Source organism: Caballeronia sp. INML3B, from assembly GCF_023631305.1.
GTDB lineage: Bacteria > Pseudomonadota > Gammaproteobacteria > Burkholderiales > Burkholderiaceae > Caballeronia > Caballeronia turbans.
In genome coordinates this window covers 114,838-134,259 of record NZ_JALQDI010000008.1, presented here as the reverse complement: position 1 = coordinate 134,259, position 19,422 = coordinate 114,838, and the positions used below count along the sequence as shown (strand labels likewise).

The 19,422-nt window shown below is 63.2% G+C and carries 16 protein-coding genes; 4 read left to right on the top strand and 12 right to left on the bottom strand.

The window, feature by feature from the left end; genetic code table 11:
- Positions 1-3 precede the first annotated feature (3 nt).
- A complete protein-coding gene (gene rarD, locus NCS58_RS07625; RefSeq protein WP_250538196.1) occupies positions 4-879 on the bottom strand; it encodes an EamA family transporter RarD in 876 nt (291 codons plus the stop codon).
- Positions 880-1,184: 305 nt separating this feature from the next.
- On the opposite strand from rarD, the gene NCS58_RS07620 reads away from it, so the two are divergent.
- Positions 1,185-2,240 (top strand): AI-2E family transporter, encoded by a 1,056-nt coding sequence (locus tag NCS58_RS07620; RefSeq protein ID WP_061117330.1) that lies wholly within the window; start codon positions 1,185-1,187, stop codon positions 2,238-2,240.
- Positions 2,241-2,300: 60 nt separating this feature from the next.
- Here the strand turns inward: NCS58_RS07620 and NCS58_RS07615 are convergent, their stop codons facing one another.
- From NCS58_RS07615 to NCS58_RS07565, 11 genes are all read right to left on the bottom strand, one after another.
- A complete protein-coding gene (locus tag NCS58_RS07615) occupies positions 2,301-3,965 on the bottom strand; it encodes a SpoVR family protein (protein ID WP_061117331.1) in 1,665 nt (554 codons plus the stop codon).
- On the bottom strand, positions 3,962-5,227 hold the full coding sequence (locus NCS58_RS07610) for a YeaH/YhbH family protein (protein WP_061117332.1): 1,266 nt from the start codon (positions 5,225-5,227) through the stop codon (positions 3,962-3,964). Before NCS58_RS07610 ends, NCS58_RS07615 begins: the two co-directional genes overlap by 4 nt.
- A gap of 216 nt (positions 5,228-5,443) precedes the next feature.
- Positions 5,444-7,366 (bottom strand): PrkA family serine protein kinase, encoded by a 1,923-nt coding sequence (locus tag NCS58_RS07605; protein ID WP_008349646.1) that lies wholly within the window; start codon positions 7,364-7,366, stop codon positions 5,444-5,446.
- A 409-nt stretch (positions 7,367-7,775) separates the two neighbouring features.
- Positions 7,776-8,537, bottom strand: a complete 762-nt coding sequence (locus NCS58_RS07600) for a hydratase (protein ID WP_250476638.1) — start codon at positions 8,535-8,537, stop codon at positions 7,776-7,778.
- Positions 8,538-8,665: 128 nt separating this feature from the next.
- The gene (locus NCS58_RS07595) at positions 8,666-10,399 is read right to left on the bottom strand and encodes a methyl-accepting chemotaxis protein (RefSeq protein ID WP_250538195.1); all 1,734 of its coding nucleotides are present in this window, start codon (positions 10,397-10,399) and stop codon (positions 8,666-8,668) included.
- Positions 10,400-10,578: 179 nt separating this feature from the next.
- Positions 10,579-11,529, bottom strand: a complete 951-nt coding sequence (gene rbsK, locus NCS58_RS07590; protein WP_061117335.1) for a ribokinase — start codon at positions 11,527-11,529, stop codon at positions 10,579-10,581.
- Between the two features lie 21 nt (positions 11,530-11,550).
- On the bottom strand, positions 11,551-12,573 hold the full coding sequence (locus NCS58_RS07585) for a LacI family DNA-binding transcriptional regulator (RefSeq protein WP_061117336.1): 1,023 nt from the start codon (positions 12,571-12,573) through the stop codon (positions 11,551-11,553).
- Positions 12,574-12,758: 185 nt separating this feature from the next.
- Entirely contained in the window at positions 12,759-13,748 is a 990-nt protein-coding gene (locus tag NCS58_RS07580; RefSeq protein ID WP_061117337.1) for an ABC transporter permease, read from the bottom strand.
- Positions 13,749-15,338 carry a sugar ABC transporter ATP-binding protein gene (locus NCS58_RS07575; protein ID WP_250476635.1) on the bottom strand — a complete coding sequence of 530 codons (1,590 nt, stop codon included), beginning with the start codon at positions 15,336-15,338 and terminating at the stop codon, positions 13,749-13,751.
- 244 nt (positions 15,339-15,582) lie between these two features.
- The gene (locus NCS58_RS07570; RefSeq protein ID WP_061117339.1) at positions 15,583-16,545 is read right to left on the bottom strand and encodes a sugar ABC transporter substrate-binding protein; all 963 of its coding nucleotides are present in this window, start codon (positions 16,543-16,545) and stop codon (positions 15,583-15,585) included.
- Between the two features lie 313 nt (positions 16,546-16,858).
- Complete coding sequence (locus NCS58_RS07565) at positions 16,859-17,140, bottom strand: hypothetical protein (RefSeq protein WP_061117340.1); 282 nt, start codon at positions 17,138-17,140, stop codon at positions 16,859-16,861.
- A 240-nt stretch (positions 17,141-17,380) separates the two neighbouring features.
- On the opposite strand from NCS58_RS07565, the gene NCS58_RS07560 reads away from it, so the two are divergent.
- From NCS58_RS07560 to NCS58_RS07550, 3 genes are all read left to right on the top strand, one after another.
- Positions 17,381-17,677 carry a PsiF family protein gene (locus NCS58_RS07560; RefSeq protein WP_061117341.1) on the top strand — a complete coding sequence of 99 codons (297 nt, stop codon included), beginning with the start codon at positions 17,381-17,383 and terminating at the stop codon, positions 17,675-17,677.
- A 221-nt stretch (positions 17,678-17,898) separates the two neighbouring features.
- Positions 17,899-18,369 (top strand): hypothetical protein, encoded by a 471-nt coding sequence (locus NCS58_RS07555; protein ID WP_250476634.1) that lies wholly within the window; start codon positions 17,899-17,901, stop codon positions 18,367-18,369.
- 395 nt (positions 18,370-18,764) lie between these two features.
- Positions 18,765-19,355 carry a YSC84-related protein gene (locus NCS58_RS07550; protein WP_061117611.1) on the top strand — a complete coding sequence of 197 codons (591 nt, stop codon included), beginning with the start codon at positions 18,765-18,767 and terminating at the stop codon, positions 19,353-19,355.
- The last annotated feature ends 67 nt before the right edge of the window (positions 19,356-19,422 follow it).

The window sequence follows — 19,422 nt, the reverse complement described above, 5'->3', positions numbered from 1 at the left end:
GTTTCAGACGCGGGCCGCGCGTGCGCGATACACGCCTTCGAGCGAGTAAATCGCGAGCGCGGCCCAGATCGCGCCATAGCCGGTCAACTGATCGTGCCCGAAGAATTCCTGATAGATCACAACGCCGATCAGCAATTGCAGCGTCGGCGTGATGTACTGGATGAGCCCGAGCATCGATAGCGGAATGCGCCGCGCCCCCGCCGCAAAAAGCAGGAGCGGCACCGCGGTCACGGGCCCGGCCGCCGCGAGCAGCAGCTTCACACCGGGCGACGCGTGCGCGAAGCCGCTGCCGCCGTGCGAAGTCAGAAAGAAGAGATAAAGCAGCGCGACGGGACACAGCAGCATCGTTTCGAGCGTGAGACCTTCGAGCGCGCCGAGCGACGCGGTCTTGCGCAAAAGTCCGTAGCCGCCGAACGTCAGCGCAAGCGCAAGGCTGATCCACGGCGGTGCGCCGTTCACCCAGGTCAGCCACAGCACCCCGAGCGCGGCGATCGTCACCGCGATCCATTGCACCGGCCGCAGCCGCTCGTGCAGGAACGCCATCCCGAACACGACGTTGACGAGCGGATTGATGAAGTAGCCGAGGCTCGCCTCGACGATGCGCCCGTCGTTCACCGCCCAGATATAGATGCCCCAGTTCGCCGACAGCAGTACGGCGCTCGCGGCGAAACGCGCAAGCAGGCGCCTGTCGCGCAGAACCGGGCCGAGCCACTTCCATTGACGGCGCACGGTCATGACGATCAGCAGGAAGACCATCGACCACGCCATGCGATGCGCGAGCATCTCGACCGCGCCGATCGAATGCAGGGCCTTGAAGTAGATCGGGAAAAGGCCCCAGATGACGAAGGCCGAGAATGCGTAGATGACGCCTGGATTCATTGTTCGATACGTAGAGCGGAGTGGCCGCGCACGAACGATCGGCTCGTTCGTGCGCGCTTGCCTGGCCGTTCGGCAGGAAAGCGATCCGCAAGGATTGGAAGCCGGATTTTAGTCGACGCGCGGGGTAGCGCTCCAGCGGCAATCGAACGATGGCTGATTCATGGCGAACCCTTGGACGATTTCTTGCTCGAATCGAGAGCGCGAACTGAGCGCGAACTGAGCGCGAAAGCCATTCGGAAGGCTCGTGTTAGCATGCCGCCGCGCGCTTGCCGTTCGCCCTCCCCGCCTGCCCCTATGGTTCCCTGATGAATAACCGCACCGTCCAGCAGAACTTCTTTCACATCTTGTTGTGCGCCGTGACCCTCGCGCTCGCGTGGGTGTTGCTGCCGTTTTTCGGCGCAATCTTCTGGGGCGCGATTCTCGCGATCCTGTTCCAGCCGATGCAGCGCTATCTCGCCGCGCGCTTCGGCAAGCGCCGCAATCTCGCCGCACTGACGACGCTGTCCGCCGCGATCCTGATCGTCATCATTCCGCTTGCGGTCGTCGCGGTGACGCTAGTTCAGGAAGTCGCCCTCGTCTACGCGCGGATCAAGAGCGGCGAGCTGAATTTCGGCCTGTATTTCCAGCACGTCCTGCACGCGCTGCCGGCATCGGCGCAGGCGCTCCTCGGGCGTTTCGGGCTCGACGACATCCCCGGCGTGCAGCGCAAGCTAATCGAAGGCGCGTCGCAAATCAGCCAGTTCGCCGCGACGCAAGCGCTGTCGATCGGGCAGAACACGTTCCAGTTCGTCGTGAGCTTCGGCGTGATGCTGTACCTCGTGTTCTTTCTGCTGCGCGATGGCGGCGAGATCGCCCGACGCATCCGGCGCGCGATTCCGCTGGATCCGGAGCCCAAGCAGCATCTCATCGCGAAGTTCACGGCGGTGGTGCGCGCGACGGTGAAGGGCAATATCGCGGTCGCGGCTGTGCAGGGCCTGCTCGGCGGGCTGATTTTCTGGATACTCGGCATCAACGGCTCCCTGTTGTGGGGCGTGCTGATGGGGTTCCTTTCGCTGTTGCCCGCCGTCGGGGCGGCGATCGTCTGGGTGCCCGCCGCGCTCTATTTCTTCATGACGGGACAGATCATCAAGGGTCTGATTCTCGTCGTGTTCTGTGTCGTGGTGATCGGTCTCGTGGATAACGTGCTGCGGCCGATTCTCGTGGGCAAGGACACGAAGATGCCCGATTGGGTCGTGCTCATCTCGACCCTTGGCGGGATGGCGCTCTTCGGCATCAACGGATTCGTGATCGGGCCGCTGGTGGCGGCGCTGTTCATGGCGAGCTGGGACCTGTTTTCGCAGGACGAGGCGGGCAATCAGTAGCCGCAACGAAAAACCGGCGCTGGATCAGCGCCGGTTTTCCGGGGTTGATGCTCGTGGAGTTCAGCGCGTATTCGGCGCCACATACCGGCACTCGAAGCGCTTTCTCACCGTGCCGTTCTCATCGACGCTTTCGAGATAGACATCGAACTGCCACAAGCGCGCCATGTGCTTGAGGACTTCGTCGCTGTCGTTCGAGAGATGGCGGTTGTCGGTCATGAAGTGACGCAGCGTCAGACTGCGATCGCCACGCGTATTCACCGAATACACCTGGATGTTCGGCTCGCGATGATGAATATCGTATTGCCGCGACAGCGCCTGACGAACATAGCGATAGCCGCTGTCGTCATGAATCGCCGACACTTCGAGTGCGTCGCGCATGTCGTCGTCGAGAATCGAGAACAGGCGCATCTCGCGAATCAGATGCGGCGACAGATATTGCGCGATGAAGCTTTCGTCCTTGAAGTTGCGCATCGCGTAGTGCAAGGACTCCAGCCAGTCGCTGCCCGCGAGGTCGGGGAACCACTCGCGATCTTCGTCCGTCGGGTTTTCGCAGATGCGGCGGATATCGCTCATCATCGAAAAGCCGAGCGCGTACGGATTGATGCCGCTGTAATACGGCTTTGTCACCGGCGGTTGATACACGACGTTCGAATGCGAGTGCAGAAACTCCATCATGAAGCTGTCTTCGAGACGGCCTTCGTTGTAGAGCGTGTTGAGCAGCGTGTAGTGCCAGAACGTCGCCCAGCCTTCGTTCATCACCTGCGTCTGCCGCTGCGGATAAAAATACTGGCCGATCTTGCGCACGATGCGGATGACTTCGCGCTCCCACGGCTCGAGCAACGGCGCGTTTTTCTCCGCGAAGTACAACAAGTTCTCCTGCGGCTCCGGCGGATAGCGGCTTTCGATTTCCTCCGGCGATGGCTCCTTTCCCTTGGGCAGCGTGCGCCACAACTCGTTGACCTGCGATTGCAGATACGCTTCGCGTTCGCGCCGCATCGCCGCTTCCTTCGCAAGCGATAGCTTTTGCGGCCGCTTGTAGCGATCGACGCCATAGTTCATGAGCGCGTGGCACGAGTCGAGCAGTTCCTCGACGCGATCCAGTCCATATCGCTCCTCGCATTCCGCGATGTAATTCTTCGCGTAGACGAGGTAGTCGATGATCGCGTGCGCGTCCGTCCAGAGCCGGAAGAGGTAGTTGCCCTTGAAGAACGAGTTGTGCCCGTACGCCGCGTGAGCGATCACGAGCGCCTGCATCGTCATGGTGTTCTCTTCCATGAGATATGCGATGCAGGGATTCGAATTGATGACGATTTCGTACGCGAGGCCCATTTGCCCCCGCCGATAGCCTTTCTCTGTCGCGAGAAAATGCTTGCCGAACGACCAGTGCCGGTAGTTCACCGGCATGCCGACGGACGCATACGCATCCATCATCTGTTCGGAGCTGATGATTTCCAGCTGAATGGGATAAGTGTCGAGACCGTAACCGTTCGCGACGCGCGAAATTTCAGCGTCGTACTCCTCGATCAGCTCGACGCTCCAGTCCGACGGGCACGGCAGCGGTCGCCGTTTCTCCGAAACATTCATTCTGCCTTCCTCGTGCGCCTCGTCTGCCTCTGCGGACGCCTTGCGTTGCTCTGCCTCAGGCCCCAGTCTGGAAGCCGCACGATCGTCCGTGCCTTCCAGTTGGTACCCACGCGTCTCGTTCTGCCAAGGCCGTGTCGTCATGCGGCCGCCTGCTGTTTTTCGAACAGCTCGCGGAACACCGGATAGATGTCCGCAGCCGAATCGACTTTCTTCATGGCCAGTTCGGGCGCGCCCATCGCAAGCTGAGCATACTCCAACCAGAGATTTTGCTCCTCCGGCGCAACTTGAATATAGGCAAAATACCGGACCTTCGGCAGGATGTCTTCCGACAGCAGCCTGCGGCACTTCGGGGAATCGTCCGTCCAGTTGTCGCCGTCCGATGCCTGCGCGCCGTAAATGTTCCATTCAGTCGGCGAATAGCGCTCGTCCATGATCTTCTTCATGAGCTCGAGCGCGCTCGACACCACAGTGCCGCCGCTTTCGGTCGAATGGAAGAACGTGTCTTCGTCCACTTCCTCGGCGCGCGTATGGTGCCGGATAAACACGACTTCGATCTTTTCGTAGTTCCGTTGCAGGAACAGATACAGGAGGATGAAGAAGCGCTTGGACAAGTCCTTGCGCTGCTCGTCCATCGAGCCGGAGACGTCCATCAGGCAGAACATCACCGCCTTGCTCGATGGCGTCGGCTGCTTCACGCGGTTGATGTAGCGCAGATCGAACGGATCGATGAACGGAATGCGCGTGATCCGGCCCTGCATGACGACGATATCCGCTTCAAGACGCGCGATCTCTTCCGGATCGGCGTTCTCGTCTTTCAATTGCTCGAGCTGGCGCTCCATTTCGCGCAACTGCGACGCGAGCGGCCAGCCGAGCGCGATGCGCCGGCCGAGCGCGCTGCGCAGGGACCTGACCACGTCGATGTTGTTCGGCGTGCCTTCCGCCGCCCAGCCCGCGCGCACGTTCTTCCAGGTAGGCACCGCAAGCAGCTGGGTCTTGACGAGGCGCGGCAGTTCGAGGTCGTCGAAGAAGTACTGCATGAACTCCTCGCGAGACAGCTCGAAAACGAAATCATCCTGCCCTTCGCCTTCGTTGCTTGCGCTCTTGCCGCCGCCGCCCGCGCCGCCCGGCGGACGCGGAATCTTGTCGCCGCGAATGTAATCCGCGTTACCCGGATGGACATACTCGCGCTTGCCGCCCGGTCCGTGACGGAACGAGGGCTCGGAGATGTCCTTCTTGGGAATGGTGATGCTTTGGGTGCTTTGAATGTCTTTGATACTGCGATCGCGCACCGCGTCGGAAACCGCGCGGCGAATGTAACTCTTGACGCGTCGCAGGAAGCGTTCGCGGTTGGCAATGCTCTTGTTCTTGCCGGCTAACCTGCGGTCGATGATTTGGTGCAGCACATCCAGTCTCCCGCGTTATTGGCGAGCTTGGGAGGCGCTGCGCACAGTTTCGACTGATCGCAGCGTCTTTCGTCTCGCAATTCGTCCACTGTGCGGTCCGGACGCAATCCACGCACCCGGGCCGCAGGGGACATCCTGACTATCGCTTGCGCGGGACCGGAGTATGGCGCGTCAGCGCCCACTCCCGTCGATTCCCCTATTCCTGTCCACTCTACATCACGACGACTTGCGCACGCGCAGATACCAGTCGCACAGGAGCCGGACCTGCTTCGGCGTGTAGCCCTTCGCGACCATGCGGTTGACGAAGTCTTCGTGCTTGCGTTGCTCCTCGGCCGAACCTTTCGCATTGAACGAAATTACCGGCAGAAGTTCTTCGGTGTTGGAGAACATCTTCTTTTCGATCACCACGCGCAGCTTCTCGTAGCTGATCCACGCGGGATTCTTGCCGCCGTTCGCCGCACGCGCACGCAACACGAAGTTCACGATCTCGTTGCGGAAATCCTTCGGGTTGCTGATGCCCGCGGGCTTTTCGATTTTCTCCAGCTCGGCATTCAGCGCCGCCCGGTCGAAGCTCTCGCCGGTGTCGTGATCGCGGAACTCCTGATCCTGAATCCAGAAGTCGGCGTACGTCACATAGCGGTCGAAGATGTTTTGTCCATACTCCGAATACGACTCCAGATACGCGGTCTGAATTTCCTTGCCGATGAACTCGGCATAGCGCGAAGCCAGCACGTCCTTGATGAACGACAGATACTTCTGCTCCGTCTCCGGCGGGAACTGTTCGCGTTCGATCTGCTGTTCGAGCACGTACATCAGATGCACCGGGTTCGCAGCGACTTCGCTCGAATCGAAGTTGAAGACGCGCGACAGGATCTTGAACGCGAAACGCGTGGACACGCCCGTCATGCCTTCGTCGACACCCGCGTAATCGCGATACTCCTGATACGACTTCGCCTTCGGGTCGGTGTCCTTCAGGTTCTCGCCGTCATAGACCTGCATCTTCGAAAAGAGACTCGAATTTTCCGGTTCGTGCAGGCGCGTGAGCACGGCCATCTGCGCCATCATCTTGAGCGTGCCCGGTGCGCAAACCGCCTCGGCGAGGGATGAGTTGCGCAAAAGCTTCTCGTAGATCTTGATCTCTTCGCCGTAACGCAGGCAGTACGGCACCTTCACGACGAAGATACGATCGAGCAGTGCTTCATTGTTCTTGTTGTTGCGAAACGCCTTCCACTCCGACTCGTTCGAGTGCGCGAGGATGACGCCGTCGAACGGAATCGCGCCGAAGCCTTCCGTGCCCTTGAAGTTGCCTTCCTGGGTCGCGGTGAGCAGCGGGTGCAGCACCTTGATCGGCGCCTTGAACATTTCGACGAATTCCAGCAAGCCCTGATTGGCGAGGCACAGGCCACCGGAATAGCTGTATGCGTCAGCGTCGTCCTGCGAATAGGTTTCGAGCTTGCGGATATCCACCTTGCCGACGAGCGACGAGATGTCCTGATTGTTTTCGTCACCGGGCTCGGTCTTCGCGATGCCGATCTGGCGAAGGATGGAAGGATAGCGGCGCACCACGCGGAACTTGCGGATGTCGCCGTTGTATTCGTGCAGGCGCTTCACTGCCCACGGCGAAAGGATGCTCTTCAGATAGCGGCGCGGAATGCCGTACTGCTCTTCGAGGACGGGACCGTCTTCGTCGTAATCGAAGAGGCCGAGCGGCGACTCATTGACGGGCGAACCCTTCAGCGAATAGAACGGAACGCGCTCCATGAGCTGCTTCAGTCGTTCGGCGATCGACGACTTGCCGCCGCCCACCGGACCCAGCAGATACAGGATCTGCTTCTTCTCTTCGAGCCCCTGTGCCGCGTGCCGGAAGTACGACACGACGTTCTCGATCACCTCCTCCATTCCGTAGAATTCACGGAACGCCGGATACACCTTGATGACCTTGTTCGCAAACACACGCGATAAACGCGGGTCGAGGCGAGTGTCGACCATCTCCGGTTCCCCGATGGCCGTCAACATGCGTTCGCCCGCTGTTGCATATGTGGCAGGATCTTCTTTGCAGAGCGCGAGATACTCTTCGAGCGAGAATTCCTCCTCGCGGGTTTTTTCGAAGCGGGTCGCGAAACTGCTGTAGATATCCATGCTACCTCCTCGCCGAAGTCAGAAAGCTATGTCGTGCGCAACGCGCGTAATCGAAACGACATCGCTTGAATTCATCCTAAACCCTTTCGAATTTTTTTTCACGCACTTGCGTTGTTCATTTGCTTCGAAGAATTACTAGCTTGGTGAGTTATTTTCGTTCACCTACAATCCTCATCCCAATGTCTCTATCCTGTTGCTCCGCATCGTCCCTGCCTGTTCGCTTCCCCGCGCACTTCGCTACTTGAGCACAGCTTCTGTCCGCCAATGCGAGGCGCGCCTCACTCGCGCGCATGCCTATATCGCTTCATGTCGAATACGTGCGCTCGCGCTCATTCGATGCGATACATGAATGACATCGACGCCCATACGACAGCATCAAGAACCGTTCCCGATGCGGGATATTCCCGCCTCACGCGAGCACGAGTTCCAGTTCGCCGATGCGATCGATCGAGCCATGCAGCATCCCCGGTCCGTCGATGCGATACGCACCCGTATAAGAGCCCGTGGTGATGGTCCAGAACGGTTCGACGGTCAAACCCATGCGGCAACAATGGTTGACGAGCCAGGGCAGCAATTCGCGGGGATCGCCCGCCGGATTGCCGAGCGCTTCCGGCGCGATCGAAACGCCGTCCAGTGTGAATTCCAGGCGCGGCGTGAGGAAGTCGAAGCCCGGCGCGACGACGTCGTAGGGTTCCATGCCCGACACCACGAGCGCGCCATTGTTCTGTGAGTCGGCGAGCTGCGCGAGCGGGTCGAGATTGGGCCATTGCGCAAACCGGCTGTCGACCACTTCGAGCGCGACCGCGATGCCGCCTATCGCATCGAATACTTCCTCGCGCGTGTAAGGGTCATGTCGCGCGGGCAGCGCATAGGCGAAGCGGAACGCGACTTCGAGTTCCACCAGTACGCGAAAAAATGATTGAAAAGGCACGCGCGCGGGCGAGACGTGGACGAGCGCGGCGTCGATAGGCGCGCCCGTGGCGAGCGCATCGGGGGCGCGCGCGCCGATCTTCCATGCGCCGATGCGCGCATCCGACTCTCTCAGCATCTCATGCTGGATTGCGTAGGCGGTGGGCGCGTCGGCCGGAATGTCGGCGGGCTCCAGCGCTTCGATGAGCCGATGCCGGCGGCGGGCGTCCGCGAGCTTCGCGGCGAGTGTCGATCCGGTCATGTCGATATCCTCGTGTGAGCGGTGACGCACACCCCTCAGTGTACGGGTTACCGGATCGGCGTTGGTCGCGCGCGTGTGCATTCGCGCGCATTCATCTCCTGTTCGCGGCTACGCGCCCTATGCCGTGCTCAGAACGTCTCCCAGTCGCCGCCTGCGTCCGCGGTCGGCGAGGCGCGCGTCACCGGCACGATTGCGGCGCGCTTCGCCTGCGCTGTCACGAGCGGCTTCGTCACGAGCGCACGCGTGTGCGCCGTCATCGTTGCACGCGATGCAATTTTCACCGCCGGCGTGGATGCGACCGACGCCGTCGCGTGCGGCGCGCCGTCCGCCACCTGGAACACCGCCACCGCCTGCCGCAGGCGCGCGGCCTGATCCTCGAGGGACTGCGCGGCCGCCGCCGCTTCCTCGACGAGCGCCGCGTTCTGCTGCGTCACCTCGTCCATCTGCGTGACTGCGCGCGACACTTGCTCGATGCCGCTCGACTGCTCCTCGGACGCCGCCGCGATCTCGCCCATGATGTCGGTCACGCGCTGCACTGCGCCGATGATCTCGTTCATCGTGCGGCCGGCTTCATCGACGAGTGTCGTGCCCGTGCGCACGCGCGCCACCGACGTGTCGATCAGTTCCTTGATTTCCTTCGCCGCCGCCGACGAGCGCTGCGCCAGGCTGCGCACCTCGCCTGCGACGACTGCGAAGCCGCGCCCTTCCTCGCCCGCGCGCGCCGCTTCGACGGCCGCATTGAGCGCAAGGATGTTGGTCTGGAACGCGATGCCCTCGATGATCGTGATGATGTCCGCGATCTTCGACGAGCTGCCGTCGATCTCGCGCATCGTATCGACGACCTGCGTCACGACCGCGCTGCCCTTGCCCGCGATGTGCGACGCATTCGCCGCGAGCGCGCTTGCCTGCCGGGCGTTGTCGGCGTTCTGGCGGACGGTGCCGGTCAGCTCCTCCATGCTCGACGCCGTTTCCTGCAGCGCGGACGCCTGTTCCTCGGTGCGCGAAGACAGATCGGTGTTCCCGGCGGCGATCTGCTGCGTCGCGGACGCGATCGATTCGCTGCCCGTGCGCACGGTGCGCACGGTCGTGAGCAGGCTCGCACGCATTCTGGCGAGACCTTCGAGCAACTGCCCCATTTCGTCGCGTGACGTGACGGTGACCTCGCGGCGCAGGTCGCCCGCGGCGATCGCGTCGAAATGGGCGAGCGCGGCTTCGAGCGGCCGCGCGATCGCCCGCCGCAGCGACACCCACGCGAACGCGGCCGCCGCGATGCCGAGCGCGATCGCCCCGAGGCTCAGCGCACGGAACCACAGGAAACGGCTCTGAGTCTCCTCGTAGCTCTGCTTCGATGCTTCGGTCAGATACTTGCGCAGCGCCTCATTCGCGTTGGCGAGCTCGTTGTACATGGCCTGCATCGCCTTCGCGTTCGCGATGATGCCGTCGTGGTCGTTCGCCATGACCGCGGCGACGCCCTTGTCGACGATGCCTTGCAGCGCGAGGCGTTTTTCCTGCGCGGCATCGGCGAGACGCTTTTCGCCCGGCGCTTGCGGCAACGACATGTATTCCTTCCAGTAGCCGTCCGCCCGTTCGCGCATCATGCGCGCGCGCTCGACGGTGGCGGCCACCTCCGGCGTGCCGGCGAGGAGCGCCGCGCGATCGAACACGAGCCGCTCGCGCGCGGCATACATCTCCGCGTTGCCGACTGCGATCGCCGCCGGCATTTGCACCGCGTAGGTATTCTGGAACGCGCCGTTCGAATGGCTCATGCCGGTGAGACCCAGCGCGCCGATCGCAATGAGCAGCGCACCCAGAAACGCCATCGACATGCCGAGGCGCGCCTTGATCGTCAAAGCCTTCTTCATTGTGTTTTCCCTGTTGTCGCCCGCGAGCGGTGTCGTCGTCTCCTGGCAGCGTGCGCGCGAGACATCACGCGGCCGCTAGCGATGTAAACGGCGCGAAAGCGCGAGCACTTGAGGGAATTATTTCGTATGAAGTAAAACGGCGCGTCAGACGCGCCGTTTTTTCAACGAACATTGAAAAGTTATGCGGAAATTTCGCTGCGGTGCGGAATCGACGGCTGCGCGCCTTCGCGCGTCACCGCCACCGCCGCCGCCCGCTGACCGAACGCGATCGCGTCGAGCGGCGCGGCGCCCCGCGCGAGTTCGGCCGCGAAGCCGCCGATGAACGTGTCGCCGGCGGCGGTCGTGTCGATCGCCTCGACTTTCGGCGATGGCAGATGGACGCCTTCATCGTCCGCGCCATCGAGCAGCGCGAGCACGCCTTGCGCGCCGAGCGTCACGATCACGTTGCGCGCGCCCTTCGCCTTGAGCGCCTGCGCGGCGCGGCGCGCGTCATCGGGCGTGTCGATCGCCACGCCCGAGAGCGTCGCGGCTTCCAGTTCGTTCGGAATCAGATAATCGACGAGCGGGAACCAGTCCGGCGGCAATTTGCGCGCGGCCGGCGCGGGGTTGAGGATCGTGGTGCGCAGAAGACGCCGGCCGGCGGCGAGCGCGGCGCGCACGGTCTCGGGCGGCGTTTCGAGCTGGCACACGATGACATCGGCTTGCGCGATCAGCGCTTCCTGCGCCTCGATGCGCGCGGGCGTCACTTCGGCGTTGCTGCCCGCGACGATGACGATCGCGTTCTGGCTCGCGTCATCGACGACGATGAGCGCGACGCCCGTCGGCGCGTGAGCACTCGTCGCGAGCGCCGTGCAGTCGATGCCTTCCGCCTCCAGACTGCCCTTGAGCGTCGCACCGTTCGAATCGTTGCCGACGCAGCCGATCATCGCGACCCGTGCGCCGAGGCGCGCCGCGGCGACCGCCTGATTGCCGCCCTTGCCGCCCGGCACTTGGGCGAACGCATGTCCGGCGAGCGTTTCGCCCGGCCTCGGCAGACGCGGCGCGCGCGCGACGAGATCCATGTTGAGGCTGCCGACCACGGTCACGCGGCCGGTCTTGCTTGCATCGCCCGATTTGGCGCTATCTCCCATCTCGTTTCCTTTTGAACGGCACTACGCTTTGGCGCTGCGCGACTCGGGCACCACGGCGGTCGATTCGCGGCGCACGAGGCGCGGCGGGACCACGCGCCGGCGTGTCGTGCCGGTCAGCTTGCCAGTGATGCGGTCGATCAGCGTCTGCGCGGCCATTTCGCCGAGCGCGCGCACCGATTGTCCCACCGTCGACAAGGCCGGATAGGTGTAACGCGACAGCTCGACATCGTCGAAACCGATGATCGAGCAATCCGTCGGCACGTTGATGTGGCGCTCGGCCGCCGCACGCAGCGCGCCGATGCCCATCATGTCATTGCACGCGAAGATCGCGGTCGGCCTCATGTTGTCGAGCAGTTGCGACGCTGCCGCGTAGCCGCCCGTCGCGGAGAAGTCGCTCTGCTGAATCGCGTTCGGCTCGATCTCGATGCCGCGCTCGGCCATCGCGCGGATGAAGCCGTGCAGGCGCATCGCGGAGACGGCCGTCGCGACCGGCCCCGTGATGCAGCCGATCTTCGAATGCCCGAGCTGCAGCAGATGCCGCGTCGCGAGATACGCGCCCTTTTCGTGGTCGATCTGCACGAGGTCGGACTGCAGCCCCTCGATATTTCTATCGACGATCACGAGCGGCTCACGCGCGCCCGCGAGGCATTGCGCGAGCACGGAATCCTCGCCTGCCGAGGCGATCACCAGCCCGTCGATGCGCTTTTCCTGTAGCACGCGCAGATAGTTGCGCTGCTTGGCGGGATCGTCGTCGGAGTTGCAGAAGAATACGCAATAGCCGTTCTTCGCGCAGCCGTCCTCGACGCCGCGCGCCAGTTCGGCGAAGTACGGATTCGTCGCGTTCGGCACGAGCAGGCCGATGGTCGCCGTCGAGCGCGCCTTCAGCGAGCGCGCGACCGCCGACGGCACATAGTCGAGCTCGAGAATCGCCCGCTCGACTTTCGCCCGCACGTCGGCAGACACCGGCCGCGAATTGTTCACTACGTGGGATACCGTCGTAAACGACACCCCGGCAATGGCTGCCACGTCTTTGATCGTCGCCATACATCGTCCTTCGCTATCTTTGGTCCAACTGCTCTTATTGGTCGTAAGGCGTCCGGCGCCTAAACATGCTGTTCACGCGCCGCTTTGCTTTCCCCGCGCCCTGCCTGCTTTCATTGCCTGCTGCATCGGCTCTCGTGCGCCCATGCCGCTTGGCCACCGTCGCCGTCTCTCGGTCCGACAAACGATTACACACGCTTCCTTCTGCTGCGGTATGTATCCAGCACCACCGCCACCACGATCACCGCGCCGGTAATGATGCGCTTGGTCGGCTCGTTTGCGCCGATCTGCGCCAGCCCCGCCGCCAGCACGGAGATGATCAACACCCCGAAAAACGTGCTGATGACCGAGCCGCGCCCGCCCATCAGGCTCGTTCCGCCGATCACGACGGCCGCGATCACCTGCAGTTCCAGCCCGGCGCCCGCGTTCGGATCGGCCGCTTCCAGCCGCGAGATCTGAAACAGCGCCGCCAGTCCCGAAAGTGCGCCCATCAGCGCGAAAACGATGACCTTGTACGGCCGCGGATTGACGCCCGCGAGCCTCACCGCTTCCTCGTTCGTGCCGATCCCTACGAGATATCGGCCAAAAACCGTCCGGGTCAAGACCAGATGCGCAATTATCATCACCGCGACCGCGATCAGAAACGCGGGCGAGATGCCGAACGCGATTGGATTCGAAAGGAAATCGAACGCATCGCCGATATACGCCGTGCGCGAGTTCGTCATCTGATACGCGAGCCCGCGCGCGCCTTCAAGCACGCCGAGCGACACGATGAACGACGGAATCCGCCACGCCACCGTCACGAGGCCCGTGACCGTGCCCGTCAGCGCGGCGGCCGCGAGGCCGATCAGCGCGGCGGGAAACGCCGGCCAGTGCCACTTGAGCGCGGCCACGCTCACGACCGACGCCCCCAGTGCGAGCACCGAGCCGACCGACAGATCGATGCTCGCGATGATCAGCACGAACGTCATGCCGACCGACATCACGACGAGATCCGGAATCTGGTTCGCGATCGTGCTGAACGTGTCGTACGTCAGGAAGTGCGTGCTCAGCACCGAAAACAGCGCGATCATCGCGGCGAGCGCACCCGCGAGACCCAGGTAATTCGAAATGCCGAGGCGCGTGCCGACGCCTTTCGTGCTCTTCGGTGCATCGGCGGGCAGGTTCGCTTCGCTCATTCAGTGCTCCACGTTGTCTTCGGGCGCTTTCGCATCGGGCACGATCGGTTCGTGCAGGATCGCCTCGCGCTTCGCATAACCCGAGAACGCCGCGGCGAGCAGCGCGTCCTGCGTCCAGTCGGCGCGCTCGAACACGCCGGTCATGCGCCCGGCGGACATCACGCCGATCCGGTCGCAGATCAGCATCAGCTCGCGCAGGTCGCTCGACACGACGACGAGCGCGCGTCCTTCGCGGGCCAGGGCGCCCATCAGCCCGTAGATGTCGAACTTCGCGCCGACGTCGATGCCGCGCGTCGGTTCGTCGAACAGCAGCACCCCACAGTCGCGTGCGAGCCAGCGGCCGATCACGACCTTCTGCTGATTCCCGCCGGACAATTCGGACACCGCCTGCGCCGGCCCGGACGTGCGGATGCGCATCGCGTCGATCTGGCGTTGCGCGAGCGCGGATTCCCGGCGCGTGTCGACGACGCCATGCCGCGCCACCGCGCCCAGGTTGCCCAGTGAAACGTTCGCGGCGACGGGCAGGCTCAACAACAGGCCCTCGCCCTTGCGGTCCTCCGTGATCAGCGCGATGCCTTCATCGACCGCATCCGACGGCGATTGCACCGACACGCGCCGCAGCGCCTCGCCGTTGCGCGCGATCGACACCGTGCCCGCGTCCGCGCGATCCGCGCCGTAGATGAGGCGCATCAGCTCGGTCCGGCCCGCGCCGATCAGCCCGCTCACGCCGAAAATCTCGCCTGCGCGAACGTCGAACGACACGTCGCGCACCACGGGCGCGCGCGTCATGCCCTCCACTTTGAGCGCGACGCCGCCGATCCGGCGCTCGCCCAGATCAATGCGCTCGCCGATCTCGCGTCCGACCATCAGCGTGACGAGACGGTCGCTCGTGAGCTCGTCCATGGGGCCGACGTGCACGAGGCGTCCGTCGCGCAGCACGGCCGCACGCTCGGCGATGCGCCGCAATTCCTCCAGCCGGTGCGAGATGTAGACGAGCGCGACGCCGCGCGCCTTCAGCCGCTCGACCTGCTCGAACAGCAGGTCGACTTCGCGGGCGGTGAGCATCGCGGTCGGCTCGTCGAGGATCAGCACCCGGCAATCGCCGATCAAGTTGCGCGCGATCTCGACCATCTGCTGATGACCAATGCCGAGACCGCCGACGAGCGTGTCCGGGTCGATCGCGTCGAGCCCGACCTGCGCCATCGCGTGGCGCGCGTCTTCCGCGAGCCGTTTGCGGTCGATCCAGCCGAAGCCTTTGCGCGGCAAGCGGTTCAAAAACAGATTCTCCGCCACCGACAAGGTCGGCAGCAGGTTCAGCTCCTGCATCACCATGCGCACGCCGAGCGCCTCGGCGTCCTTGCGGCTTTTCGGCGCGTACGGCTGGCCCGCGAGGGTCATGGTGCCCGTGGTCGGGTCCGTGAGTCCGCCGACGATCTTCGACAGCGTGCTCTTGCCCGCGCCGTTCTCGCCCGTGAGCGCGAGCACTTCGCCCGCGACGAGTTCCAGCGAGACGTCCGACAGCACCGGCTCGACATAGGTCTTGCCGATGCCGGTCACCGTCAGCACGTTCGCATCGTTCGATCCGGTCATGGGGCGATTCAAGGCTTCGCTGTGCATCCTCGTGGTGGTCCCGCGTGGCTTCGGCAAACGGGCCGGCGCATCGAGGCGCGCGGCCCGGACGTGTTCCGATGCCCGCGCGAAAAGCTTCCGGATGGCCGCTGACACTGCCCGCGCCGTCTGCCTTCCGCGCTCGTCAGTGTGTTATCGGCACGCTGGCCGCGAACTTTAGATTGTCGCGCGACACGGCGCCGGACGCCGCCGCCGCGCGCCCGCCTTACTTCGTCACCAGATCGACCGGCGTTTCGACGACCTGCGAAAGGTCCGACTGCTTCTTGTGACCGGCGATCGCCTTCAGCGCAACGTCGATGCCGAATACCGCCTGCTTCGCCGCGTACTGGTCAGCGGTCGCGAGCACGCGGCCGTCTTTCAGCATCGGCTTGATCGCGCCGATATTGTCGAAGCCGACGACCTGCACCTTGCCCGCCTTGCCTGCCGCGCGAATCGCCGACACGGCGCCGATCGCCATGTTGTCGTTATCGCACAGGAGCGCCTTTACGTTCGGGTTCGCGTTCAGGATCTGCGATGCGACCGCATTGCCCTTGTCGATTTCCCATTCGCCCGACTGGAGCGCGACGACCTTCATGCCGGCCGCGTCCATCGCTTCCTTGAAGCCCGCGCTGCGCGCCTGCGAGTTCGTGGTGGTCGTCACGCCTTCGATGATCGCGACTTCATCGCCCTTTTTGAGCTTCGGAGCGAGATAATCGCCGACCTTTCTCGCGCCCTTCTTGTTGTCCGGTCCGACGAACGGCACATTCAGATCCTTGGACTTGAGCACGTCCGGATCGAGCCGGTTGTCGATATTCACGACGATGATGCCCGCGTCCGCCGCCTTCTTGATCACCGGCACGAGCGCCTTCGAATCGGCCGGCGCGATGACGAGCGCGTTGACCTTGGAAACGATCATCTGCTCGACGATGCGAATCTGCGCCGCGGTGTCGGTCTCATCCTTGATGCCGTTGGTGATCAGGTCGAACTGGCTGGAGTTGTGCGCCTGATAGTCTTTCGCGCCGTTTTCCATCGTCAGGAAGAACTCGTTGGCGAGCGACTTCATGACGAGCGCGACTTTCGGCTTGCCCGCCGTTTGCGCGAACGCGGATGACGAGGCGAACGGCAATGCGGTGCAGGCGGCGAGCGCGACGGCGGCCGACAGGACGCGTCGGCGGAGGGGTCGATTCATGCGGATCTCCAGTGCTTTGTTCTGGTTTGTCTGGTCGTGCGAGATGCAGCGAACGTGAGCAAGGCGTGTCGACCCGCGCGGGGCCATGAAGGGAAGTGATCGCGGGCGCCCTGTCGCGCCAGCGCTTCGTGTCACGCGCCGAAAGCCTTCGATCGCCTTTCGGGTGCGGTTTCAACGTTTGCTCGCCGTCGATTCTCGTTGGAGAGACGCCGCAGGTCAATCGGGCTAACGTGTAGGCCACACGCGACAACGCCGTCGATTTAGGGATCGACGGCGTTGTGGGTTGTCCGTGGGCAACGGCTCGCTGCCCGCATCAGAGATCTTCGACCGATTGCCCGTCCACCTTGTTGTCGATGATGTCGCGCGCGTAGTCGATGCCCGCGCGCGTCGCGTCGATCGGGCTATCGAAGGGTTCCTGCTCGGGCACGCCGAACATCACCGCGCGGCCACTCTCACCATGCGCGCTCTTCGCGATCGTCACGACGATGTCGAAGTGGCGCGGACCGTCGTCCGGCTCGTCGCGCTCTTTCGCGCGCCGCAATGCCTGCACCTTGATTTCGAAGCCTTTGTAATGGTCGGACAGCGGCGTGGACATGAACCGTCTCCTTTGCGTTGACATGCATCGCACGATCATACGTCGGCTGCCTGCTCCGTGCGGAACGCCGATAGATGCAAGGCGCTTGCAAGCCTCGTTCCCGTGCCCTGCGCGCCCGCCTCCCGATTTCACCTTATCCCACACACCGTTCATATTCGGTTTGCCATAATGCGCGGGCGGCATGCCGCTATGGACAGGCGCCGTCGAAGAATAACCGTCACTCAAATCAGGGAGCGTCACATGACTATTCGAGCCACCGCCCTCATCGCCGTGCTGAGCCTGACGCTCGGCGCGAATGTCGCGATCGCCGCCAACAGTCAGCAAAGCAAGATGACCGATTGCAACAAGCAGGCTGGCGACAAGAAAGGCGACGACCGCAAGGCCTTCATGAAGAGCTGTCTGTCCGCCGCGCCCGCCGCCGCTTCCACGCCGATGACGCAGCAGCAGAAGATGACCGCGTGCAATCAGCAGGCAACCGACAAGAAAGGCGATGACCGCAAGGCCTTCATGAAAAGCTGTCTCAGCAACAAAGGCTGATCTCGCCGACAGTCACACTTGCGCCGCGCCAGTCGCGCGCGGCGACCCTTTCGTATTTACCCTGCCTACCGGCCGATATTGCACTGCACCCAAGCAAGTGATTCGCACCGTCGTCTTTTTCTCATAAGATGGCGCGAAGGCGGCCCCTCACGAATACAAGAAATACGCCATCGGCCGCCGCCGTTTCGAGCGAGGCGAAAGCCACGCATGGAGGCATCCGGATGGCATGGAGACATAAGAACCGCTGGTTCAGGCGCTGGCTCGTGACGATCACGTTCTGGTTCGTGCCGGTGCTGATCGTCGCGGTCAGTGAGGTGCGCGAGGAGATGGCGTACAACAACGCCGATCTCCAGAAAGCGCTCTCCGCCTGGGAACTGACGGACGCGCAGCGCGCCGCCGGCGCCGCCGCGCACTGTCACGGCACATCCGACGAGGCCCGCGCCGCCGGCTGTCCCGAAGACGCCATCGCGGCCACCGAGGTGAAGCATCAGGAAGCGCTCGGCGAATATGCGCATCGCAAGGCGACGCTCGCGGATTATCTCTGGCACGCGTTCGTCGGCTACTGGATCGTGCCTGCTGTTTTCCTGCTCGTGCTCGGCATGCTGGTCGGAGGCATCAGACGCGCGCTGCGCCGCCCGCAAGGAACACACGCGGCGGCGTCCACCGAGGTAAAAACGACGACCCATCCGTAAGCGTTGGCCAGGTACGGTCGTTGCTACTTCTCCATGCGTTTTTCTCGTACGACCTTAAGGACGTTTCACGAAATTTATGCTTACCTTGAGGAGCGTGTCGGGCGAAAACGCCGGTCCCTATTCAGTTTCGTCGAAGCGTCGTCTACCCTTTAGCAGACGCGGTTTCGATCGAAAGACGAATGTAATTTAGCGTACCGGTTGGCGGTTATGGGGCCGGATTCGGAGTAAGCTAGGCTGGATCGTTTGCCCCGAATGTTGCGGAGCCTGAAACGCAAGCGTGACAAGGCTTTGGGCGCATGGATCGGGGCTCGTTTTTCAGGTTGCTGTGCTATAACTTGGCGTGCCTCACCCTCCCGCTCTATGGGGTTTCCTAAATTCCACGATGGAGAACAATGATGCAAAGACGAAACTTCATGCTCAAGTCGACGGCCGTTCTGGCGCTGGGAGGCCTCGCGCTTGCCGGCTGTACGACAAACAAGAACACCGGCAGTGAAGCGGCTGCGGGCGCTGCCGATGACCGGCGCTCCATCGACGCCGACGTCGACAGCACCATCCAGCGTCTCTACGCCACGGTGAACGGCTCGCGCGAACTGGTGGCGAAAGCGCGCGGCGTGCTGGTGTTCCCGTCAGTGCTTCAGGCCGGCTTCATCGTCGGCGCGCAATACGGCAAGGGTGCGCTGCGTGTCGGCGGCAGCAGCGTCGGCTATTACAGCACGACTTCCGGCTCTTTCGGACTGCAGGCGGGCGCGCAATCGAAGGCGCTGATCTTCCTGTTCATGACGCAGGACGCACTCGACAAATTCCGCAATTCCGACGGCTGGTCGGCGGGTGCGGATGCATCGGTGGCGCTGGTGAAGATGGGCGCGAACGGCGCGATCGACACGACCACGGCCACGAAGCCTGTCGAGGTGATCGTCCTGACCAACGCCGGCCTGATGGCCGATGTCTCGCTGCAAGGCACCAAGATTTCGCGCATCAAATACTGAGCGCGCGCCGCCTTCCTCGCGGCGAATGCAAAACCGCCCTCTGGCGCGACCTTCGGGTCGCACCACA